This is a genomic window from Collinsella sp. AM42-18AC, from assembly GCF_003467965.1.
Classification (GTDB): Bacteria; Actinomycetota; Coriobacteriia; order Coriobacteriales; family Coriobacteriaceae; genus Collinsella.
On sequence record NZ_QSFY01000015.1, the window covers coordinates 1 to 20,438 of the forward strand.

At 55.4% G+C, this 20,438-nt stretch carries 15 protein-coding genes; 3 read left to right on the forward strand and 12 right to left on the reverse strand.

The window, feature by feature from the left end; all coding sequences use genetic code 11:
* Positions 1–6: 6 nt before the first annotated feature.
* The 3 genes from DW913_RS08455 to DW913_RS08465 form a co-directional block, all read right to left on the reverse strand.
* Entirely contained in the window at positions 7–2,016 is a 2,010-nt protein-coding gene (locus DW913_RS08455; protein WP_117798222.1) for a GH25 family lysozyme, read from the reverse strand.
* A gap of 262 nt (positions 2,017–2,278) precedes the next feature.
* Positions 2,279–4,489 (reverse strand): N-acetylmuramoyl-L-alanine amidase family protein, encoded by a 2,211-nt coding sequence (locus DW913_RS08460; RefSeq protein ID WP_117798223.1) that lies wholly within the window; start codon positions 4,487–4,489, stop codon positions 2,279–2,281.
* Between the two features lie 80 nt (positions 4,490–4,569).
* Positions 4,570–5,826 (reverse strand): hypothetical protein, encoded by a 1,257-nt coding sequence (locus tag DW913_RS08465; RefSeq protein WP_117798224.1) that lies wholly within the window; start codon positions 5,824–5,826, stop codon positions 4,570–4,572.
* A gap of 324 nt (positions 5,827–6,150) precedes the next feature.
* Between DW913_RS08465 and DW913_RS08470 the strand changes: the two genes are divergently transcribed.
* Both DW913_RS08470 and DW913_RS08475 read left to right on the forward strand, forming a co-directional pair.
* Positions 6,151–6,600 carry a DUF4869 domain-containing protein gene (locus DW913_RS08470; protein ID WP_035138642.1) on the forward strand — a complete coding sequence of 150 codons (450 nt, stop codon included), beginning with the start codon at positions 6,151–6,153 and terminating at the stop codon, positions 6,598–6,600.
* A complete protein-coding gene (locus DW913_RS08475; RefSeq protein ID WP_117798225.1) occupies positions 6,600–7,577 on the forward strand; it encodes a translation initiation factor 2 in 978 nt (325 codons plus the stop codon). Before DW913_RS08470 ends, DW913_RS08475 begins: the two co-directional genes overlap by 1 nt.
* Here the strand turns inward: DW913_RS08475 and DW913_RS08480 are convergent.
* The 5 genes from DW913_RS08480 to DW913_RS08500 all read right to left on the reverse strand — a co-directional run bounded on the left by DW913_RS08480 (position 7,574) and on the right by DW913_RS08500 (position 14,484).
* Positions 7,574–10,060: a glycosyltransferase gene (locus DW913_RS08480; RefSeq protein ID WP_117798226.1), complete on the reverse strand. Its 2,487-nt coding sequence runs from the start codon at positions 10,058–10,060 to the stop codon at positions 7,574–7,576. The two genes, DW913_RS08475 and DW913_RS08480, sit on opposite strands and share 4 nt — an antisense overlap.
* Complete coding sequence (locus DW913_RS08485; protein WP_117798227.1) at positions 10,061–11,128, reverse strand: glycosyltransferase; 1,068 nt, start codon at positions 11,126–11,128, stop codon at positions 10,061–10,063.
* Positions 11,129–11,140: 12 nt separating this feature from the next.
* Positions 11,141–12,259, reverse strand: coding sequence for a glycosyltransferase family 2 protein (locus DW913_RS08490; protein ID WP_158566226.1), 1,119 nt, complete (start codon positions 12,257–12,259; stop codon positions 11,141–11,143).
* A gap of 74 nt (positions 12,260–12,333) precedes the next feature.
* On the reverse strand, positions 12,334–13,374 hold the full coding sequence (locus DW913_RS08495) for a glycosyltransferase (protein ID WP_117798229.1): 1,041 nt from the start codon (positions 13,372–13,374) through the stop codon (positions 12,334–12,336).
* 6 nt (positions 13,375–13,380) lie between these two features.
* Positions 13,381–14,484 (reverse strand): glycosyltransferase, encoded by a 1,104-nt coding sequence (locus DW913_RS08500; RefSeq protein ID WP_117798230.1) that lies wholly within the window; start codon positions 14,482–14,484, stop codon positions 13,381–13,383.
* Positions 14,485–14,740: 256 nt separating this feature from the next.
* Between DW913_RS08500 and DW913_RS08505 the strand changes: the two genes are divergently transcribed.
* Complete coding sequence (locus DW913_RS08505; RefSeq protein ID WP_117798231.1) at positions 14,741–15,760, forward strand: glycosyltransferase; 1,020 nt, start codon at positions 14,741–14,743, stop codon at positions 15,758–15,760.
* A gap of 20 nt (positions 15,761–15,780) precedes the next feature.
* Here DW913_RS08505 and DW913_RS08510 read toward each other — a convergent pair whose 3' ends face one another.
* The 4 genes from DW913_RS08510 to DW913_RS08525 all read right to left on the reverse strand — a co-directional run bounded on the left by DW913_RS08510 (position 15,781) and on the right by DW913_RS08525 (position 20,431).
* Entirely contained in the window at positions 15,781–17,577 is a 1,797-nt protein-coding gene (locus DW913_RS08510) for an AAA family ATPase (protein WP_158566228.1), read from the reverse strand.
* A 202-nt stretch (positions 17,578–17,779) separates the two neighbouring features.
* Complete coding sequence (locus DW913_RS08515; RefSeq protein ID WP_117798233.1) at positions 17,780–19,600, reverse strand: hypothetical protein; 1,821 nt, start codon at positions 19,598–19,600, stop codon at positions 17,780–17,782.
* Positions 19,601–19,737: 137 nt separating this feature from the next.
* Positions 19,738–20,157 carry an HI0074 family nucleotidyltransferase substrate-binding subunit gene (locus tag DW913_RS08520; RefSeq protein WP_117758329.1) on the reverse strand — a complete coding sequence of 140 codons (420 nt, stop codon included), beginning with the start codon at positions 20,155–20,157 and terminating at the stop codon, positions 19,738–19,740.
* The gene (locus DW913_RS08525; RefSeq protein WP_117655961.1) at positions 20,144–20,431 is read right to left on the reverse strand and encodes a nucleotidyltransferase family protein; all 288 of its coding nucleotides are present in this window, start codon (positions 20,429–20,431) and stop codon (positions 20,144–20,146) included. Before DW913_RS08525 ends, DW913_RS08520 begins: the two co-directional genes overlap by 14 nt.
* Positions 20,432–20,438: the final 7 nt, after the last annotated feature.

Genomic DNA, 20,438 nt, shown 5'->3' on the forward strand with positions numbered 1-20,438 from the left:
TGACTATTAGCGGCTAAAATCGCCCGGCGCTAACACCATTGCGCCGGATGAACTGAACTTGTAGTCAGTAGAGCCGATCCAATACCAACCGTTACTCAACATTACTCCCCCACGTGCGACATCAAGGTAATACCATGTGCCCCCAAGGGAAAGCCATCCCGTTTTCATCGCGCCAGAAGCGGAATCCAGCCAGTACCAGTTGCTGCCATCGTTAAGCCAGCCGGTCGCCATTCGACCATCCGGGTTAAAGTAATACCAAGACCCAGCAATTTGCTGCCACCCAGTCAGAATTACTCCACTAGCAGAACAATAATATCGAGCACCCTGACTCTCAATCCAACCAGTTCTGGCATTACCGTCGTCGTCAATCAGCTGGATTCCCGAATCGGTCATGATGCCTTTAAGGTCAATTGCGCCGCTGGATGACGAATGATACATCCAAGACCCATCACCGTTTGACCAGCAATTAGCCATCATCTTGCCGGTACTATTAAATATGTATTCACATGATCCGATAGTTTGAACGCCCGTGGCCATGGCGTGCGTCGAGGGATCGAGCCAGTACCACGCACCGTTTAGGTTGAGCCAGCCGGAGGCGAGGGCGCCGGAGCCAGTCGCGTAGTACCAGGTCCCGCCGTCGAGGACCCATCCGGTCGCCATCGCGCCGGAGGCGCTGAACCAGTACGCTGAGCCGTTGCACGCGTGGAGGCCCGTCACCATGGCGCCGCCCGCGTCGGGGTCGAGCCAGTACCAGGAACCGCCGGTGTAAAGCCAGCCGGTCGAGGCGATACCGTCAGCGAACCAGTACCAGGAGCCGTCGACGAGGCCCCAGCCGTTAAGGGGGCCGCAGCTGCCGAAGTAGCGGCGGACGCCCTGCGCGTCCGTCTGGTAGCCCGTCAGCATGGCACCCGTCCGGGCGTCGAAGCAGTAGGGCACGCCGCCGACGGATACGGGGCCGCGCGCCAGCGCGCCGGAGCCAGTCGCGTAGTACCAGGTCCCGCCGTCGAGGACCCACCCGGTCGACATCGCGCCGGACGAATTAAACCAGTACAGGGAGCCGTTGCACTCGTGAAGGCCGGTAGCCATGGCACCGCCCACGTCGGGCTCGAGCCAGTACCAGGTGCCACCCTGGCACAACCATCCGGTATACGCTTTGCCGTCAGAGGTTGCGTAATACCAAGTGCCCTCTTTTAACTGCCAGTAATAAAGAGAGACATCAACATACGCGTAATTCATATCAACGTTTCCGCTAATACCAGAAACTTTTCCGCGGCTTGTATACTGCCAAAAGCTGTAACTGCCGGTATAGTGACATTGGGAGTTGTATTGAGCAATCCAATGATCCCAAGAACCGCTCTTAAATACAGGGTCGGTCAATATATTGTTAAACCAATTTAGGTTTGCATAAATGCCTGGCTTATATCCAGCACTAGAAATCTTATTACAGAATATCTGAGCTCTAGATGCAATTCCGGATTGACGGCCATCTGCAATAATTGTCTTGTCCTCAAGATCGTAATACACCGGTAGCCTAGGATTGCGCCCCGATAGGCAGTCAATCACCATGGACGCCTCATCGGCTGCCTGTTGATTATCAAAAGCATATGAATAGATATAGACGCCGTAAGGAATTCCGAGTCGCTCGCACTCAGAAATATTTCGATTAAATTGATAGTCAACTCGACCGCCCCAAGATGGAGCGCCAAATCCAACACGCAGTATAGCGAAATCGATACCAGAAGCCTTAACAGCATTCCAGTCAATACGTCCTTGATGCTCACTGACATCGATGCCCTGCGCCGTAGCCCCATCGGGAAGAATGTCCATGGACAATAAGGCTATTCCATCTTCTTCGGAAGAAGCATCCTCTGCGACCAATTGTCCATCCTCATAACGCCAGGAATTCTCAACTAGGGACCGCGCAGCTTCCGCGTTCGAGGGAAAAACAAACACAGAAATGGGCGCAAGGACCATCAGCACCAACAATGCCGAAAATAACTTAAGATGTTTGCTCATGTAAACCTCGTCATTCGTTCTTGTTTGCGTCTAGCTTACAGCATGGCTGTGAAAGATTTCCGAACATCCAACTGGACAAGGCGCCATCTAGGACGACAAATAACTGCACGCAATACCACAATGTAAACAAGAACTTCCCAGCAAGGTGAAACCAAGGACTCCTGGTCCCTACTCTTTGCCCAAAGAATGCCGACATCAGTTAGCTTTCAAACTAGATGTCAAAAAGGCAGGGGGCCCAGAGAGTCCCCTACAACTCGGAATTCTAACGAATCAATATTACTTTCGATGGACCCAAAGCAGTCAAACCAGAAATACGGTTTCCATAACCGTCACTATGCCAAAACAAGTTTTCGCTCGGCGAATTGCCCCAGAAAAAACCGATATGACTATCGTCCGCATATGGATTGTAAGGATTGAAAAATACAATATCCCCCTTACGAGCCAAACCACTACGCAACAACTCATCAATAGAGTTGAAATAAGTCACGTTCGCGCATGTATCGATAGCGTAGCCATACCAACGATACGCGTTAACGCAGCCGCCCCTTCCGGGACCCCCACTCCAAGGCGAATGGCTCTGCTCAGCGGCAATGGGAGCTAAATTACCGCCCGCCTTCATATATGCATGCGATACAAATCCGCCGCAGTTCATACCGGTATACCCGTCCCAACGAGGATCACCCTTTGGATACATGCATGATTCTTGGCTAAGATGCGTATCATAGCGTGTTCCACGGTAATAGCCGTCGTTTTCGTGGCTCATAAGCCAATTGACCAGGCTGGACCTATTGACCCCCAAAACAGAACCAGACGTATTCAACCATGCACCGCTTGCATTGAAGTAGTAGTCAACGCCATCGATTTTCAGCCACCCATTAGCAAACATGGCACCCGAAGGCTGGAGCCAGTACCACGTACCGCCGTCATTAAGCCATCCAGTTTTCATCTTGAATGTGGAAGGGTCCATCCAATACCACGCACCGTTGACATATTGCCAACCAGACTTAAGGACACCATTGGAAGATGCGTAGTACCAAGTATTACCGTTTTCATCAGAAGCGTCATTCGACATAATCCAACCAGATGCCACATTAACGACACCGTTTGCGTCCGCATAGAAAACTGCGTCTCCAATATGAATTGCACCTGGCAATGAAGACAAGTCGGCACGATCGGCGATTACGGGAGATCCATCAGATGAAGTAGGCAACGGCTCGCTCAGTGCTCCAGACGAATTCGCCCATGACATACCGTCGCTCAAGTTGATCCAGCACGAAGATGCCATCGCACCAGAATCATAAGAATAATAGCGCGTGTCGCCTACCGTATATTCACCAGTACGCATTGCGCCGGACACCTCATCAAGGTAATACCAGGCGCTTCCGGACTTTATCCATCGCCCTCGTTGAATTGCTCCGCTTGATGCGGCGTAGTACCAAGTATTATCAGCAAGTGCCCAGCCTGTTGCCATGGCACCTGAACTCGTAAGGAAATAGGAGGATGTACCCACTTGCACAAAGCCCGTGAGCATAATATGGCTTCCTGGATCCAGGTAATACCAAGAATTCCCTAGAAGTAACCAGCCTCCATGCAGCAAGCCGTTGGAGTCAGCGTAATACCAGTTGTTGTCAATAAGCGCCCACTGGGAGGAGAGCATGGCCCCCGATCCGTTAAAGATATAAGGGGTTCCATTGCATGCATTCAACCCGGTGGCCATAGAACCGTCCGCAGGATCAAGCCAATACCAACGGCCCCCATCCGAGAGCCAGCCCTTTACCAGGGCGCCAGAGCCGGAAAAATAATGCCAGACGGAAGCATCAAGATGCCATCCGATAAGCATTGCGCCAGAAGAGGAGAATCCATACGTAGCTCCCCCGATCTGCAGCATCGAGTCGTGGACCATCTTGCCTTCATCATCCAGCCAATACCAGTTGTTGCCGTCTGAAAGCCAGCCTTTTACCATGGCGCCAGAACTGGAGAAATGACGCCAAGCAAAAGTGGAGCCCGTAGAATCTAGGTACCAGCCGACACGCATTGCACCCGAAGAGGAGAATCCATAAGTCGCACCCCCGACTTGGACCAATCCATCCTGAGCCATTCGACCTTCGTCGTCGAACCAGTACCAGCTACCGTTTATATGTCTCCAAGAAGAAACAGCGATCGTTCCGTCGGACAAGCCCCAACGCCAAAAACCAGCCCCTTCTTCGGGTGATATCCACCCCTGATGCCAAACAATTTGATTCGAAACCTCAGAAGGGATCTCATTATCCATCTGAGAGTTCTGCTCGACAGCGAAGGTCGATTCGCGCTGAACATCAACGCCTGACTCGACAGAAGCAATAGCAACGTTAGATGCGGGACCTTCGTCAGTGTTATTCAAATCAAGGGCGTATAACATCGAGGGCGAACCCAAAAGGAGCCCCAAAGAAACAAGGCCCGAAAAGACCAGCACCCCGAATGACCATTTCTTCATAGCAGCACAGTATCCAATCACGCAGTGGCCCCGTCACCTCAGGGCAACGGGGCCTCAATCAAAACTAGCTCAGTAATGTACTAGCCAATTTGCTGGCAGTTTTTGCACTCTCGTGAAGCGCCACGCCTCTGGGCCTCCTGGATAGAGATCTGCGAATAGCCCTTTGCGTCCTTGCCAACGGTACGGCACTTATGCGTATGGTAAACATGGCTACCGCTCTTGTACCAAACTAAACCGTAGCCCGGAATCCACTTGCCGTCCTCGCCGACATAGTAGGAGCCAACCCAGGCATTCGTAGCCATGGCACCGGAAGACTGGAGGTAGTAGTCGCCGACCCAGGCGTCGTGGGCCATAGCGCCGGAACCGCTAAAGTAGTACCAGGCGCCGCCGACCTGACGCCAGCCGGTGGCCATCGCGCCGGAATCGTCGAACCAGTACCAAACTCCACCAACGTTAGCCCAAGAGTTAGAGGCCATAGCGCCCGAACCTCCGAGCCAATACCACGTGCCGCCATTGCTGAGCCAGCCGGTTGCCATGGCGCCCGAACCGCTCGCATAGTACCAAGAGCCGCCTGCCAAGAACCAGCCAGTGGCCATTGCACCGGAGTCGCCGAACCAGTACCAGGAGCCGCCGAGGCTGCGCCAGCTGTTAGCGACCATGGCGCCCGAACCGTCGAGGTAGTACCACGTACCGCCGATGTTGAGCCAGCCAGTGGCCATCGCACCGGAAGCGTTGGCGTAGCACCACGTCCCCGAAACGTTGATCCAGCCGGTCAGCATGACACCATACTCGTCGAAATAATACCAAGTTCCACCGATATTATGCCAACCGGTCAGCAGTTCGCCACTGGAGGTCGCATAGAACCACTTTCCATAGATGGAGTCATAGAGCCAGCCGCTATGCTGCATGCGGCCATCGGCGTTGGCACCAGGGGTGTTCAGGAAGTAGTTCTTGCCGTCAATCTGAACTCGGCCGTATGCCATATCATGGCTTTCGGGGTAGAAGTAATACTTGTCCCCACCGATAGACTGCCAGCCCGACACCGCGATCCCGTCAGCGCCAAAATAGTACCAGACAGCTTCGTATTCGTTATGCCACTGGTTCGTGACCATGGCGCCAGTTTCGGGATCGAAATAGCGAAGGTTGCCGTCCTCGCACCGAACGAGTCCAGTCTTCGGACGACCGTCGGAACACCATTCCGTAATCGGTCCACCGTCTCCGCCACCGCCAGCAATATCAGCAAATGAGGGCACCGGGGCAACCGTCATGCAGGCAGCGGCAAATGCAACAACTCCCAGCACTGTTAGTCCGCGCCATCTTTCTCGAAGGTTTTTCATACGACATCCTTTCTCCGAGATTTAAGGCTCTCTTAAGTTATTTTTAAACTATCAATTCAGTATTTCAACGGGAAATCGATAAAAGGTGTCTTTGTGACTGCAATTTAAATATGAGTCGCCACACCTCAATCGTTACGCTGAATAGCTCCTAAGGCAAACTTAGCGCATGAACGAACTGATTAAACGAGTGAACTGATTAATAAAGCAACAAAATACAAACCTTGGTCATCAATCACATCTACCGCGGGCCGATAACGCCCGCCTAATGTGCTGCGATATAATCAATCTCACTAAATGCCAAATCAGCAAGCCGAAGGAGCTAACGTGCTAACAATTCACTATGGTGATATGGAAAACGTTATCTACAACACGTCGGTTTACTTCGATAACGTCTATTCGCCCCAGTGGTTTCAAGACTCCTTTGCCCAAAGGGTCATTAAATCCATCGATAAAGGCACCGTGGTAGGCCCCAATGCAATCGATACCAAGATTCTAGGCGTCATTCCTCCCGAGAAACTATCCAGCGGCACCAAAACACTACTGCTTATGTACTTTATGCCGCAGAATATATATAACGCCTCAAATTGCGGTGATAATTGCGCCTACTGGATTCTGAGGATCGCCGCGCAAAAGGATCTAACAATCAATCTCTACCATTTAATGGATTTCGGAAACGGCAAATTCACGGCTGCCATTGCGAACACAGGCGATGTCGTTCACACGATGTTTGACCTTGTCCCCATAGCTGGAAAATGCCTAAGGGAGAACTCCTGATGCGCGGATCATACAAGGTAACTATTCAAAATAACCGAGTTCAGTTTAAACTGACCATCAATCGAAATCTGACCATCATCCAAGGCAACAGTGCTACAGGCAAGACAACTTTGCTTGAAATGGTGGCAGCTCACGAAGATCTTGGGGCACAAAGCGGCGTAACAGTAAGTTGCAAAGTGCCCTGTAAAACAATATCTGGAAAATATTGGCGCAGAGATCTCCAAGAAATTTCCAGCAGTATTGTTTTTATTGATGAGGGCAATACTTTTGTTCGATCAAGAGAATTTGCCCATGAAGCAAAACGTAGCTCAAACTACTACGTAATCGTCGCCAGAGAGTCACTGCGTCAACTGCCCTATAGCGTTGATGAAATCTACGGTCTTAAGAACACCAACCGAACCACAACGAAGTATCCCGTTTACTCTCGTGTCTACACCTCTACATATCGTATTTACGGTGATACTGATTTTAGAGGCGAGAGGCCCGAGCTTGTCATCGTCGAGGACACAAATTCGGGCTACGAATTCTTCAGTTTGCTATGCAAAAAGAGCAGCATTAAGTGCATCAGCGCGGGAGGAAAATCAAACATTTGCAACTGCATTATGGACGCACCGGAAAACGACATCCTCGTGATTGCCGACGGCGCCGCCTTTGGACCAGAAATTGCGGAAGCAGCTGCTCTATTGCGCCGAAAGAACATCAAGCTATTCCTACCGGAATCGTTTGAATGGCTCGTGTTGAAGTCGGGAATATTCAACAGCAAACACATTAAGGACATGCTGCTTAACCCCGCTGAACATATCGAAAGCTCAAAGTTCTTTAGCTGGGAGAAGTTCTTTACTGCAGAACTCATCGAATGCTCACGAGACACACGTTTTCGATATGACAAGAGCTGCTTGAACGAGGAGTACTTGAACCCCACCGCTCTTGCGGCTCTTGAAGATACTTTGCCGGAACTTGGCATTACTTCGCACTAAAACGAGAAGTACTCACTGTCGGAGGATAGGTTTGGTCCGAGCCACGGGTCGCCATCGAGGAAGAACTCAGGCCAGCGCCGCATGAACAGTGCCTGCTCGCGCTTCCAGCGGCGCAGCTTTTCCTCGTTGGCCTCTTCCCTGCCGCGCGAGGTGAACTCGTAGTGATACAGCTCGGCATAGGGCGTAAAGATGGTGCGGTAGCCCGCCTCCCACACACGAAGGCAAAAGTCCGCGTCGTTGAAGCCGACGGCGAATTCCTCGTCGTAGCCTCCGACCCGCTCAAATACGTCGCGTCGGACCATCTGACAGGCACCTGTTACGGCGCTAAAGCTGCCCGGTCGTACGGCACGAGCAAGATAGCCCTCGCGCTTTGCCGAGAAGTCCTGGTTGGCATGGGCAAGTGCGCCGCGCACCCCAACCACAATGCCGGCATGCTGCACCAGATGATCGGCAAAGTAGAGTTTGGCGCCCACCACGCCCGCATCGGGACGCTGCAGATAACCCATCATCTCTTCGATAAAGTCGGGGCTTATGACCTCGGTATCGTTGTTGAGCAGCAGCAGATAGTCGCCCTTGGCATGCTCCACGCCAAAGTTAATGATCTGGGAGTAATTGAACTCGCCCGGCCAGTACACAACGCGCGCGCTACCTTTGCCCTCAGATGCCGCGACCACGCGCTCCGGCAGGGTTTCGTAATACGCAAACGTCTCCGGGGCTTCGCTGTTGTTCTCCACCAAGACGATCTCGTAGTTGGCATACGTGGCCTTCTGGGCGATCGACATCGCACAAGCATCGAGCGTCTCAACATGGTCCTTGGTGGGAATCACAATGCTCACCAGTGGCGCAGGCTCCGGCAGCGCATAGCGCATGCGGTAGACAAACGGCGTCTCGGTCTCCTCGACCGTTCCGTGAACGCCCAGCGAGTCAAAGTGGCGCTGCAGAGCCAGGCGCCCAGCCTCGATGGCATACGGTTTGCTGTCGGCGGATCCGTCGGCGGTCGATCCCGGATGAACGCGCCAGTGATACAGCACGTGCGCAACATGCTCAAACCGCGCGTCCGCCGAAAGGCAGCGAAGCGTCAGGTCGTAGTCCTGGGCACCCGCAACGTCTTCTGGGGACGTGCCGATACGATCGATAAGCGTCTTCTCTACCATCAGGAAATGCGTCACGCAGTTATGGCTATAGAGCAGGTCGACGTTGAGTTTGGTCTTAAAGACCGGCTGGCCCCACTCCCCCGTTTTCTGGAACATGTCCTCGTCGCAGAACAGGACCTGGGGGCGCTCGCCCTCGGCCGCCTTATTCAGCGCGGAAACATACTGGAATAACGCGTCCGGCTCCAGAATGTCATCGTGGTCCAAGAACGCGATGTAGTCGCCCGTCGCTTGCTCGATACCTGCGTTGGTGTTGACCACAATGCCGCCGTTGCCGGGAAGCTCGATGCGACGGATGCGCTCGTCATTGGCGGCAGCCGCAAGATTGGCCACCGCACCCCATTCGGGCGAGGCGTCCATAAGCAACAATTCCCAGTTGTCATAGCTCTGGGCTAGTACCGAGTCCAGCAGCTCGCGCAGGTAGACCCGATCAGTCTTATAGCACGGCACCACAATGCTCACGAGTGGTCTATAGGCAAAAGCCACCGAAGCGACACGCTGGCACGCTAAATCGCCCGGCTTTGCGCGATGCTGCTCAAACCAACGTCGATAAGCCGCGTCGTCTGCACGCGCGTCCTTCATGCGGTTCCAGCTGTCGTCGACCATGCCGTTGTACAGGCGACCATCCATAGCGCAAAAACCACTCTGAATCTGCTCCGTGGGATCGCTCGCAATCGCGACAAAATCTCGTATAACCTGAGGCATCTCAACGCTCAGATACGTTTTATTGACGTGGCATCCGTTCTGCTGCGGCACATCGACCTGCGATTCAAACACATGCACGGTAGCATCGATGGCATTCATATGCGTATCGAAGATCTGGAGCTCAGGCGCGCACTGGGGGTCTCCCGCCCACTTGACCTCAAAGCGCCACACCGCGCCGTCGTCTGCCGGCAAATAGCGAATGGCATCGATCTCGTAGCGACCGCAGCATTCGCCACGCTGCGCATCGCGGATAAGCGCGCACAGCGCAGGCTTTGCTTTGTAGTTAATCTTGGATTCCAGCTTGGCCACGCGGCTATCGAGACGAATGGCGCCCAACCTTTGACCACCGGATGCAAAAACGACATCCATCGACGTACCATCCAAAAACGGAAGCACCAAGACGGCAAGCTCGCACTCGTAATCGGCAACGGAAGGGCAAAGCGCCAGCACACGGCCATGGTCAACCGGGAGTGCCAGCGACGGCACACAAGAACCGCTCGTCGTCGCATGGGCAAACGCTTGAGAACCCTCCCGCTCAATAAGCGCGGCGACATCCTGACCGGCAAAACGAAGCAGCACAAATAGACGGCCCTGACTGCGGCAAAGCGCCAAACGCTTGATACTCATCTACACCTCTCGCTTTCCCAGGGCGTTCGCTGCCATGCGTTTACAGGCACCCAGGCGCCCAAACCTCAAGACGTCGTAATCGAACATGAGCTTTTTGCACCCACGGGCATTGGGGGCCTTGCTGGTAAGCGCCGCACGCACCATAGCAGCAACAGAAGGAGCGCATTGTGCGAGCGCAGCATCGCTGCCCACGGCAGAACCGGCAAGTGCCGTGGCAACGGCAGCAAACACCTTGCCGCAGTCCGAACCCAGCAACCTGAGCGCATCGTACAGCACCAGGTCGCAGAGGAAGTACGCCAGGTCATCGGCATGCTGAGCATCGAGACCGTCGCGCTGCCAGTCAGCCAGCACCGCGGAGTAAATCTTCACGTGCTCCAGCAGACGTGTCTCGTCGTCGTAGCGCATGGTGTCCATGAGCGAACCTTTGCGCGCCACGCGGTAGTCGTACAGCTTGTTCGAAATAAGCGCGGTCTTGTGCGAACGACCGTACACGGCAAAATCGAAGACCTGGTCCTCGCCATACTTAACGGTTTCGTCGAACACGATCTCGTTACCCAGCAAAAACTCACGCCTGCAGGCGGTGCGCCATGCAAAGGGGCGAGATGCTTCCTTAAACAGCAGGTCAGAGCTATAGCCTTCAAACGACACACCGCGTGGACTCAGTGCATAGTTAAGCCACGGATACCCCGCCTCCAGCGGATACGGATTCGCGCCAAAGGTCAAAACGTCGCAGTCCTCGCGCTCAAAGGCATCGACGATCACGCGGCATGCATCGGGCGTGAACCGATCATCGGAATCCAAAAACGCGACGATAGGCGCCGTGGACGCAGCAATGCCTGCATTACGGGCGCTCGACAGGCCGCCGTTCTCCTTATCGACCAGCGTAAAGCGCGCGTCCTTTTCGCAATAAGCGGCCGCGATATCGCGCGAACCATCCGGCGAGCCATCGTTGACCAGCACGCCTTCCCAATCGGGCATGTCCTGCGCAAGCAGGGAGTCCAGGCACCAGGCCAGGCACTCCTCCACTTTATAGATGGGAACGACAACGGAAATCTTGGGGGTAACCATAATCACTCGCTCCTACAGTGCGGCCGGAACGTCATCAGGGTGCGGGTTGTCGCCGTAGGTGCGCTGATACGTCAGCACGCGCCAGACCAGCGGCAGGCCGCCAATCTTAAAGTAGTGCTTAAACGTATTGAGCTTGCCGGGCTTCTTAAATTCAAAGCGCGAATCGATATAGGCGCGGGGCGACTTGACCATCAGGCGCAAGTCGGTCTCGCCACGCGGATCAAACAGCGACAGGTCAAAGCGACCGGCATCCCAATCGGCCTTGAGATCGGACGAGGCTTTCTTCCAAAACTGCTCACGCAATTCATCGACCAGACGCTCATCATTCCAACGATACGTATCGACCTTCATGCGCATTAAAATGCCCTGGAGCTGAGCCTTAAGCTCGGGACGCTCGTCCAAAAAACGTTGCATCTCGGCATATTCGTCGCACACGCAAAACACTTTGTTGGGCGAATTAACCGAGCTCTTCTCGTTATCCTGGCGATAGCACAAAATGGGGTCCGTAATAAACGCGGCACGCTCAGCGCAAGCCCAAACCTTAAAGTTAAAGCCGGCGTCCTGATACGAGGCACCTGGCGTGGGAAGGAACCGAATCTGATTGTCGTTGAGGAACTCGCGTCGATAGATAGCCGACCAAATGGAAGGTTTGCGGTAGAAGATGCCCGGGCGATCGACGGGGCGATACGCGGCGCCCGTCATATGCTCGTCGATGATCCCAAACAGCTCACGGCGTTCGCTGGGCGTGGACCAATACAGGTAAAAGTCGCCCTTTACCACATCGGCGTGCTCAGCATCGGCCTTGGCGACCAGCTTTTGGAGCGAATCCTCAAACATAAAGTCATCGGATTCAAGGATGCCCACGTACTCGCCGCATGCCATCTCCAGGCCGCGATTCATCGAGTCGCCGTAGCCGCTGTTGGCTTTGTCGATCATCTTTACACGGGGGTCGCGCTCCATATACTCGCGGATGATATCTGGCGAGCTATCGGTTGAGCCGTCATTGATGCAGATGATCTCGATGTCCTTGAGCGTCTGAGCCACAGCAGAATCGAGGCACTCACGCAGGTAGCGTTCGACATTGCAAATGGGAACGAGCAGCGAAACTTTAGGGGTATCAGAGTTCTGCAAGAGAACCTCCTGTTGAATAGCGTGTAACAGGGTTATTTTAGCAGCCGAGTTGCGGCGGGCGGCAGCGCCTGGAATTAGATAAAACGCTCCAGGCAGGCTTTGAGACCGCGAGTCGAAAGATAGAACAGTGTGGCGTCTGCCATCGAAACGCCCGAGGTCGCCGCAACGAGCTTGTGGGCAACACGGCGAACGGCGCCCTTAGCAGGCATATCCGCCCACTCCGTTCCCAAAAACGTCGTGAGGTCCATGTTGACGCGAGCCGCCACGCGACGGAAGTCATCGGAATCCAAGCGCGCCAGGTCGAACACAATGAGGTCTAAAAACCAAGTTATCAGCTCGCCGGGGCACAGGTCCAAAAGACCGTAGGCCGCCCAGTCCTCCAAGACCTCCTCGAGCATCCTCATGTGGGCGTCAAGCTTTTTGGCGCGAGCCTCGGCACTGTTGAACTCGTGCGTCGCCGATTCGCTCTCCATCACGTAGTGGTAGAACCTGTCCGGCATGACGACGGTCTTGCGGGCAAGCGCATAAGCCGCAAATTGGAAGACGACGTCCTCGCCCAAAGCCAAACTGGGGGCGAAGCGAATGCCTTCGCGATTGAGCAGCTCGCACGAAAAAGCCGCACGGCAGGCATAGGGCTGCGCATTCGAATGGAACAGCAGTTGGGGATCACGGGCGCCGAAGGTACCGGCTTTGGGGCTCATGAGTTGCTGGACGCGTTTGGGGGCAGCGTCGGCAGGTTCACAGACGCCGCCAAAAACGGCGGCCTCGGCATCTGCAGACTCCATGGCATGCAGCACGCGCTCGACCGTCTGGGCATCAATGTAATCGTCAGCGTCCACAAAGAAGACGGTCTCGCCCTCGGCGGCATCGATACCGGCATTTCGAGCGCACGAGACGCCCGCGTTTTCCTGGTCAATCACCAGTACGCGATCGTCGGCCTGCGCGATCCGGTGCAACACGTTCAACGAATCATCAGTCGAACCGTCATTGACGCAAACAACCTGAATCGAGCGCTCGGACTGGGCCAACAGCGAATCGACGCATCGCTGAATGGAGCGCGCAGAGTTGTAAACGGGGACGACAATCGTAGCTTTAGGACACGAGGCCTCTCCCATGCCGACCTACCCCCTCAGCGATTCGATGAGGAAGGCGGCGACCACGCCCGGGCCTCCAACCGAGGCGTAATACTTAGCACGCCCCAAGGCACCATCCGTCGCAAAACTCGGATGCTCGTCAACCCAGCCCTCAGGATCTTTGAGGATGGCAGCGAGATTCGCGCGTTTCCACGGCTTGAGGTCGTCAAGCGAAAACTCCCCCGCGTCCAAGGCCGCCTGAAATTCCTTGGCCATCTGCACCAGGAACTCCTTATAGAACTTGGGCGCCAGGCGCACGTAGTTCCACATGTACGAATCGTACTTAATGAGCTGATTGAACTTGAGCATGCGCGCGACGTCATCACTTGCGTGATCACGGGCATAATCCTCTCGAATCCAACGCTCAATCTCGGCATACTCGGTATTGACGCAAAAGACCTTAGCCGAAGAATTGACCGAGGAATTCTCGTTGTCCTGGCGATACGACAACACGGCATCATGCAGGTAAACAGCCTTATCGGCGCACGCGATCACCTTAAAGGCGAATGACGTGTCCTGAAAGGATGCCCCCGGAGTCGGCAGGAACTTAATGCCGTTGCGCTCAAGAAAATCACGACGGTACACGGCCGACCAAATCGACGGCTTTTGCTTAAAGAACTGCGTCGTATCGCTCGGGTGTACCGACTTGCCGCAGTCCTTGGCTTTAAACATCTCGTGCAGCGAACGGCGCTCCTCGGGCTTAGACCAGTAGAAATCAAAGTTCGCCTTCGCAAAGTCGGCATTATTGCTTTCGGCGGTCGAGACAAGCTTTTCAAGTGCGTCGGGCGCCATAAAGTCATCGGACTCCAAGATGCCAACGTACTTGCCACGTGCCATGTCCAGTCCGTGGTTCATCGAGTCGCCGTAGCCGCTGTTGGCCTTGTCGATCATCTTGACGCGCCCATCGCGCTCCATATACTCGCGGATAATCGCCGGCGAGTTGTCGGTCGACCCGTCGTTAATGCAGATGATCTCAATATCCTTGAGCGTCTGCGCCAGGGCGGAATCGAGACACTCGCGCAGGTAGCGCTGAACATTGTAAATGGGAATAAGCAGCGACAGAACAGGGCTGCCAGAGGCGTTAGTAGACAAATGTGCTCCTTAGGAAATACCTGTCGTTTCATGGTATCAAAGGGTCAGCGCGCCAGCGGGCGTTTATATAATCTATGGAGCCTCTTGCGGGCAAAGCAGCCCCACATCATGCGGCGGGCCCATGGCAGGTTCCTGCGTTTTATTCAAAGCTTGCCGCTAAGGTGCGCCGAGCCTTTACAATAGGACAGTCCCAAGGACGTATTCGATAGCTTCCGTGCAGCGCTCGCCCGCCGCGCGTGAAAGGATATATTGCCCCATGCCTTCAACCCTCCCCGCCCCCATCGATAAGCTCGCCATCGTCGTCGTTACGTACAAGCGCCAGGAACTCCTGGCCAACTTGTTCGACTCTATGACCGAGCTCACGGCCGCGCCCTGGCGCATCGTGATTGTCGATAACGAGAATTCACGCGAGACCGAGGCCATGTGCACCGCATTCAACGAGCGCCTGGCCAACCTGTGGGGCATCGACACCGAGCAGCCTGACGCGCAGGGCGGCACCGACCGTGTCATCTACGCCCCGCAGCTCGAAAACGGCGGCGGTGCGGGCGGCTTCTCCGCCGGCACTAAATGCGCCTACGACCTGGGCGCCCAGTGGTTCTGGGTGATGGACGACGACGTGCTCGTCATCCCCGAAGGCATCGAGCGTCTTGCCAAGTGGACCGACCGCTACGATGTCATCCAGGGTTCGCGCCTAGACTTTGACGGCGGCGCCTTCTTTTGGCAATACCAACTCATCCTTTCGCTCGGCATTCCCAACCCAGTCGCCAAGTGGGACTTGGGTCCAGAGGGTTATCGCGCCATGAACCAGCTGTGCTTTGAGGGCGGCATGTTCTCGCGCCGCGTGGTCGACAAGATTGGCCTGCCCGACGCGCGCTTCTTTATCTACGGCGACGATGCCTGCTACGGCTACGTAGCCAGCCAGCACTTCCCCGCCGCCGTGGTCGCCGACGTGGTGCTCAAGCGCGCCCGCGCCGTCTCCAACTGGGATATCGCCGGCAAGCGCCAGCTCAACTCCACGAGCGACACCAACCGCTACTACATCATGCGCAACCGCGGTTATCTGGCCCGCTACATGCAGATCTATGGCGACTATCACCCCATGCTGTTCCGCCTGGGCAATGCCGCGACCTTCTGCAAGGAATTCATTCGCCTGACCGCGGTCGACAAGTGCTTTAAGACCGGCATTCCGGCGCTGCGCCGAGGCATGAAGGACGCCCGCAAGATCATCAAGGATCCCAACTGGAAGCCCATGCCGCCCATGAAGGACGCGGAGTAGTAAAGGGCTTTCGCCATCCCCTATAACCGCTGGCACACCACGGACACACGCTGCCCGTCAAAGCCAAAGCCCCAGCGCATGCGTCCAATGGCGGGGCGTGGCACACGGATTTCGTCGATGCCGTCGCGCTCTATGTCGAGCAGCGCCTGCACGGCCAGCAATTCCAGGCCCAGCGCATCCACACCGGGGTCATACATCATGTTGATCGTTATCAGCGGACGTTCATCGAGCATACCGATCGTATCGGCTATGTCGAACACGGCGCCCGTGGGAAAAACCTGGATGTCCCAGCGATCCGCGCCACACTTTCGCCTCGAAGCAGGATTGGCATAGCCCGGCAATCCAAAGCAGAGTCCTTGCAAGAGTAGGTGATATGGCAGCGGTGTATCTGGGTCGGTCGCACCGATTCCCGCATCTCCCAAGATGCGGCTTAGCGCCCGCCCCACGGTATCCTCGTTCCCATGGCACAGCCCGTCGCGAAACGCATCGACGTCTCGAATGTCTTCTGCAGCGCACTCAAACCACTCAATAATCACTAGACGCAAGGCCTGGCGAAGCTCGTTATTGGGCAATCGCAAAGCACGGAGACAATCGCCATGCTCTGGCTCCTCAGTCATATCCGTCGTGAGAAAACCGGACAGATACAGCGCTGTCCACATGCCATCGTCAGACGAGGCCTCTAGCCCCACAGCGCCCAAGCAAAGCGGGACCTCAGCACACCCATGGGCCTCGAGCAAATCAAATAAGACCGAAAGGCGGTCGAGATTCCACCCGGCAACTACCCTACTCAGGCAATCCGCATACGCATACAGATCGGCGCGCACAGGCGCCGTGCAGCCTCGGCCCAGAAAACCGATCACACGCGCTGGACTCGAGCAATAGGCCCTACCAAACCGATACCCCTCGAGCCATTCACGCGCATCATCCAGGTATTCCCCGCACCCAGCATGATTCAACAGAGCCTGGACCTCGGCATCCGAAAAGCCGAAACAACGGTCACACCAGGTCGAAAGCGGCGTCGTCAGACAATACGAGCAGCCATGCAAAGAAAGCGCCGCTTCGGCAGGACCGGGACACTCCCCCATCAGACACGTCAGCCGCAACGAATCGCGCGCAGCGACAATGGCGTCGAACAGCACGCGATCGAATAGCCCTGCCGGATCAGCACCGGAAGCGCCCCTCGCGCTTGCACGGCCCAACCATGCCGCATCGTACCCATCAACGAGCAATACAACCTGCTCATCGCAGGCCATCTCCAGCAGCTCAATGAGCACGCCAAGCACCGAGGCGACCTCATCCTCGCTCGCCGCGCCACGCGCAACGCGTTCGATGTGACGTACCTTGTCTCGAGCTAAATCCGGAGCCTCCAAAAGCGCCAGCAGGCGAGCGCACTCGTCCGAAAGAGCATCGCGCACGACGTCGGCAACATCGGTGCCACGCCTCGCAGCGCCAGAAAAGTCCAGCGATATCACCGGATAGCAAGCGTACTCATCCCGATAGCGCCCGCCGTCCGCATCCCAAATCTGAGCATCGCCAAACAAAAGCTGACCAGCGCGACCGACCGCTGGACGCTCCAGAAAAGCCCTGAGCATCGACAAGTTCATGCTCTTGCCAAAACCCTCGGGTCGACAGCACACCACAACGGACGCGTCGCAGTTCAATACATCGGCAATAAACATGGTCTTGTCGACCAGCGTGCAGCAACCAAGAGCCTCCGCATAGTCGCGCACGCCAATGGGCAAAGCCGCATCGTCGGCACAGCCGATCAAACGCACGCCAAAGCCGGCAGCACAACCATTATTTGCCTGTTCAGACACCAAAACGTTCCCCCTAAATCGCAACACGATGCCAATTGTAATGACCGCATCGCATGTACCGATATCGCCGCGCAAACATATCGGGCAACGGTAGCAACAAGAGGTGTGAGGGGGCACAACTAATCGTTGCACAACAAAACGGGGCCCGACGCATTCGCACCGGACCCCGTCCCGATTCTTTAGTTATCTGGCAACCGAGAGGCTACTCCTCCGAGCCGTCCTCCCCAGAAGCCTTCTTCTGCTGATCGAGCTTATGCTTACCACTTACGATAGACGTAGCGCCCAGTGTGGCCAAGCTCGCGCTGGCAAGGCTCGCCATCACAATCAGATCGCCCGTCTTGGGCATGTTGCCGCCCGAGGACTTGGTAGCTGTAGTCGTCGTGGTCGTGGTAGTCACCGTTTTGGAGTCATTTTGCTCCTGGACCTGGTTGTCGGAGCTGCCCTTACCGCTGTCCTCGCCCTGCTGCTTTCCGTCCTCGGTCTTGTCCTTGTTCTCGTCCTTCGCCTCAGATTCAGACTTCTTGCCATCGTCCTTCTCCTGAGCGGACTTGTCGCCCTTCTCATCAGAGCTAGAACCCTTATCGGACTCGGTCTTCTCGGAAGCCTTGTCCTTGGAGTCGCCCTTTGCAGCCTCGGTCTTTTCCGTGGAAACCTGATCAGAGTTGTCCTTGTTCTGGGTCGAGCCGTTATTGACACCAGCCATCAGCGAAGAGCCCAGCGTAGAACCAAGCTGCACGGAGATAGAAGGCTTCTTGTCCGGCGAAGCAACGGGAGCGTCCGGCGCCTTATTCGAGTCATCCTTGGAAGCATCGGAACCAGGGGTTGCGTCAGAGCCGGAGCCGTTGTTAGAGCCGGTGCCAACGGACGAATCGCTCGAGCCGGTGGATGAGTTAGAGGTGCCAGCGCCGGTCGAACCAGAAGCGTCGCTGTCCGTATTGCCTGCAGAGCTTGAAGACGAATCGCCCGCAGCAGAGCCGTTCGAAACGGAGCCGTTCGAGGTAGAGCCGTTGTTGGTAGTGCCACCAGCAGAGCCATCACCGTCAGCATCGGTCGAGGGCGAATCCATCCTGTCATCGTTGGCATCGTCGCTCGAGTCGTCATTCGAATCAGGCGTCGGCGAGGGCGCCGGCGTGGGCTCGGGCTGCACGGGCGTCGCAGCGGCAGCGGCCTCGTCCTCGGCGATATAAACCAAGCAGTCCTTCAGCTCGTTGCGGTAGCGGTTCTTCCAGCCCTCATGATACTGGGGCTGGCTCGAATACTTGGTCGCCACGTTATTGACCACACTGTTGGAAAGCGCCGTCACAAACTCGCGATCAGTCATACTGTTAGAAAGGTTTGCCCAACGGAAGAAGTCCCTGCAACCACCGGTGCCGCACATGTTGGTGATGCTCCACACCATGCCCTTAACGCAATCGGCACGGCCCGAAATATCAATGCCCAGGCCGCTCTTGAGCCACGCCTCGGTCACCGCATAGTACGAGTTGTACGCATACGCATCCTGCAGAGCCGAGAACTCAACAGGGTCGGTGTTATAAGCACCTTGGAAGGCATCCTGCGCGATATGGCCCAGCTCGGTGAGCTGGCCGTTCTCGTACATGGCATTGCTCGCGTTGGAAATCTCGCTGCCTCGATCAATCGCATCCTTGAGCATGCTGTATTTTTCGGGGTTGTAGTTGTAGGCCTGCTTCATAAACGGAATGAGCGACCATCGGCGGTCGAACTGGTAATAACCCAGCGCGTTATAGCCGTCGCCATACGAAAAGCCCTGGTTATAGTTGCCGTGGCTCTCGTACTTGGTAAAGTACTTCATCTCGGGGGTCACGTTAACAAACGAAACGCCCTGGACCGACCTCAGCACGCCCGAGAAGGACTGCTGGGTATAGAGACCCTTATCGATATCGGTCGCATCCGAGGCAACGCCCGGCGTGGGCTCCTCGGCAGCGGCGGGTGCCGGCGCGGAAACGGCGCCAAACGAAAGCGCCAGCGTCAGGCCCGCGACAATAGCAGAATGCTTGGGCTGCATAAGATCCTCCCTGCATTGGTGTAGTTAAAGTGCAGTTTGCAAAGATAGAATTAAGTATTGCAGCTCACCCGTTGTTGCACAACAACCCCTCGGTAAACGGCAACAACCCTCCGCGAAATCCGCGAAATCTAAAGGAATTAAACAAACTGGTCGTCGGGCACCAGAAGAAGATCGCCGTAGCGTCCCATCAGCCCGTCTCTCAACCGACAGAAAGCGGGGATATAGACGTTTAAGATACGCTGAATCAAATCTTGAGCGAGCTTGTTGTCATAGATATGGACGTTCGTATTGCGGTCTCTGAGCATATCTAGCCATGCCGCCTCATCAATAAAGTCGTAGAATCGGTAGGCTTCCTTCAAGATGGCACGAGGAGACCCCGATGCAGCAAGCGTGGCGCCCTCATACTCGAGCAGACGTTTAAGGAGCTTCCAGCTCAGTTCAAACTGAAGGTTGAACTTATTAATCAATCCACTCTGAACAAAATCATTGCTAAGATCCTGATTGGGTGCATCCTCAAGATTCGCCAAGGCGCTGGCAAAGTTCTCATATTTTTTCATACAGAATCACACCATCCCTGGCAATTTCATCGAGCAATTGCTGCGATAAGGACTCATCCAGATTGACGACGTCTATATCTAAAAGAGTATCAAGACGCTCCTCTATCAGATATGAGAAACGGTCGAAATCCCGGCAACCTGCTACAGCAATATCAATATCGCTCTTAGGCAAGTTGTCACCGCGGGCACGAGAACCAAACAGCACAACCCTCTCGGCGTCACATTCCCGAGCAAAAATCTCAATTTGCTTGTACACCTTGTCGAGAGATACCATCTGCAGC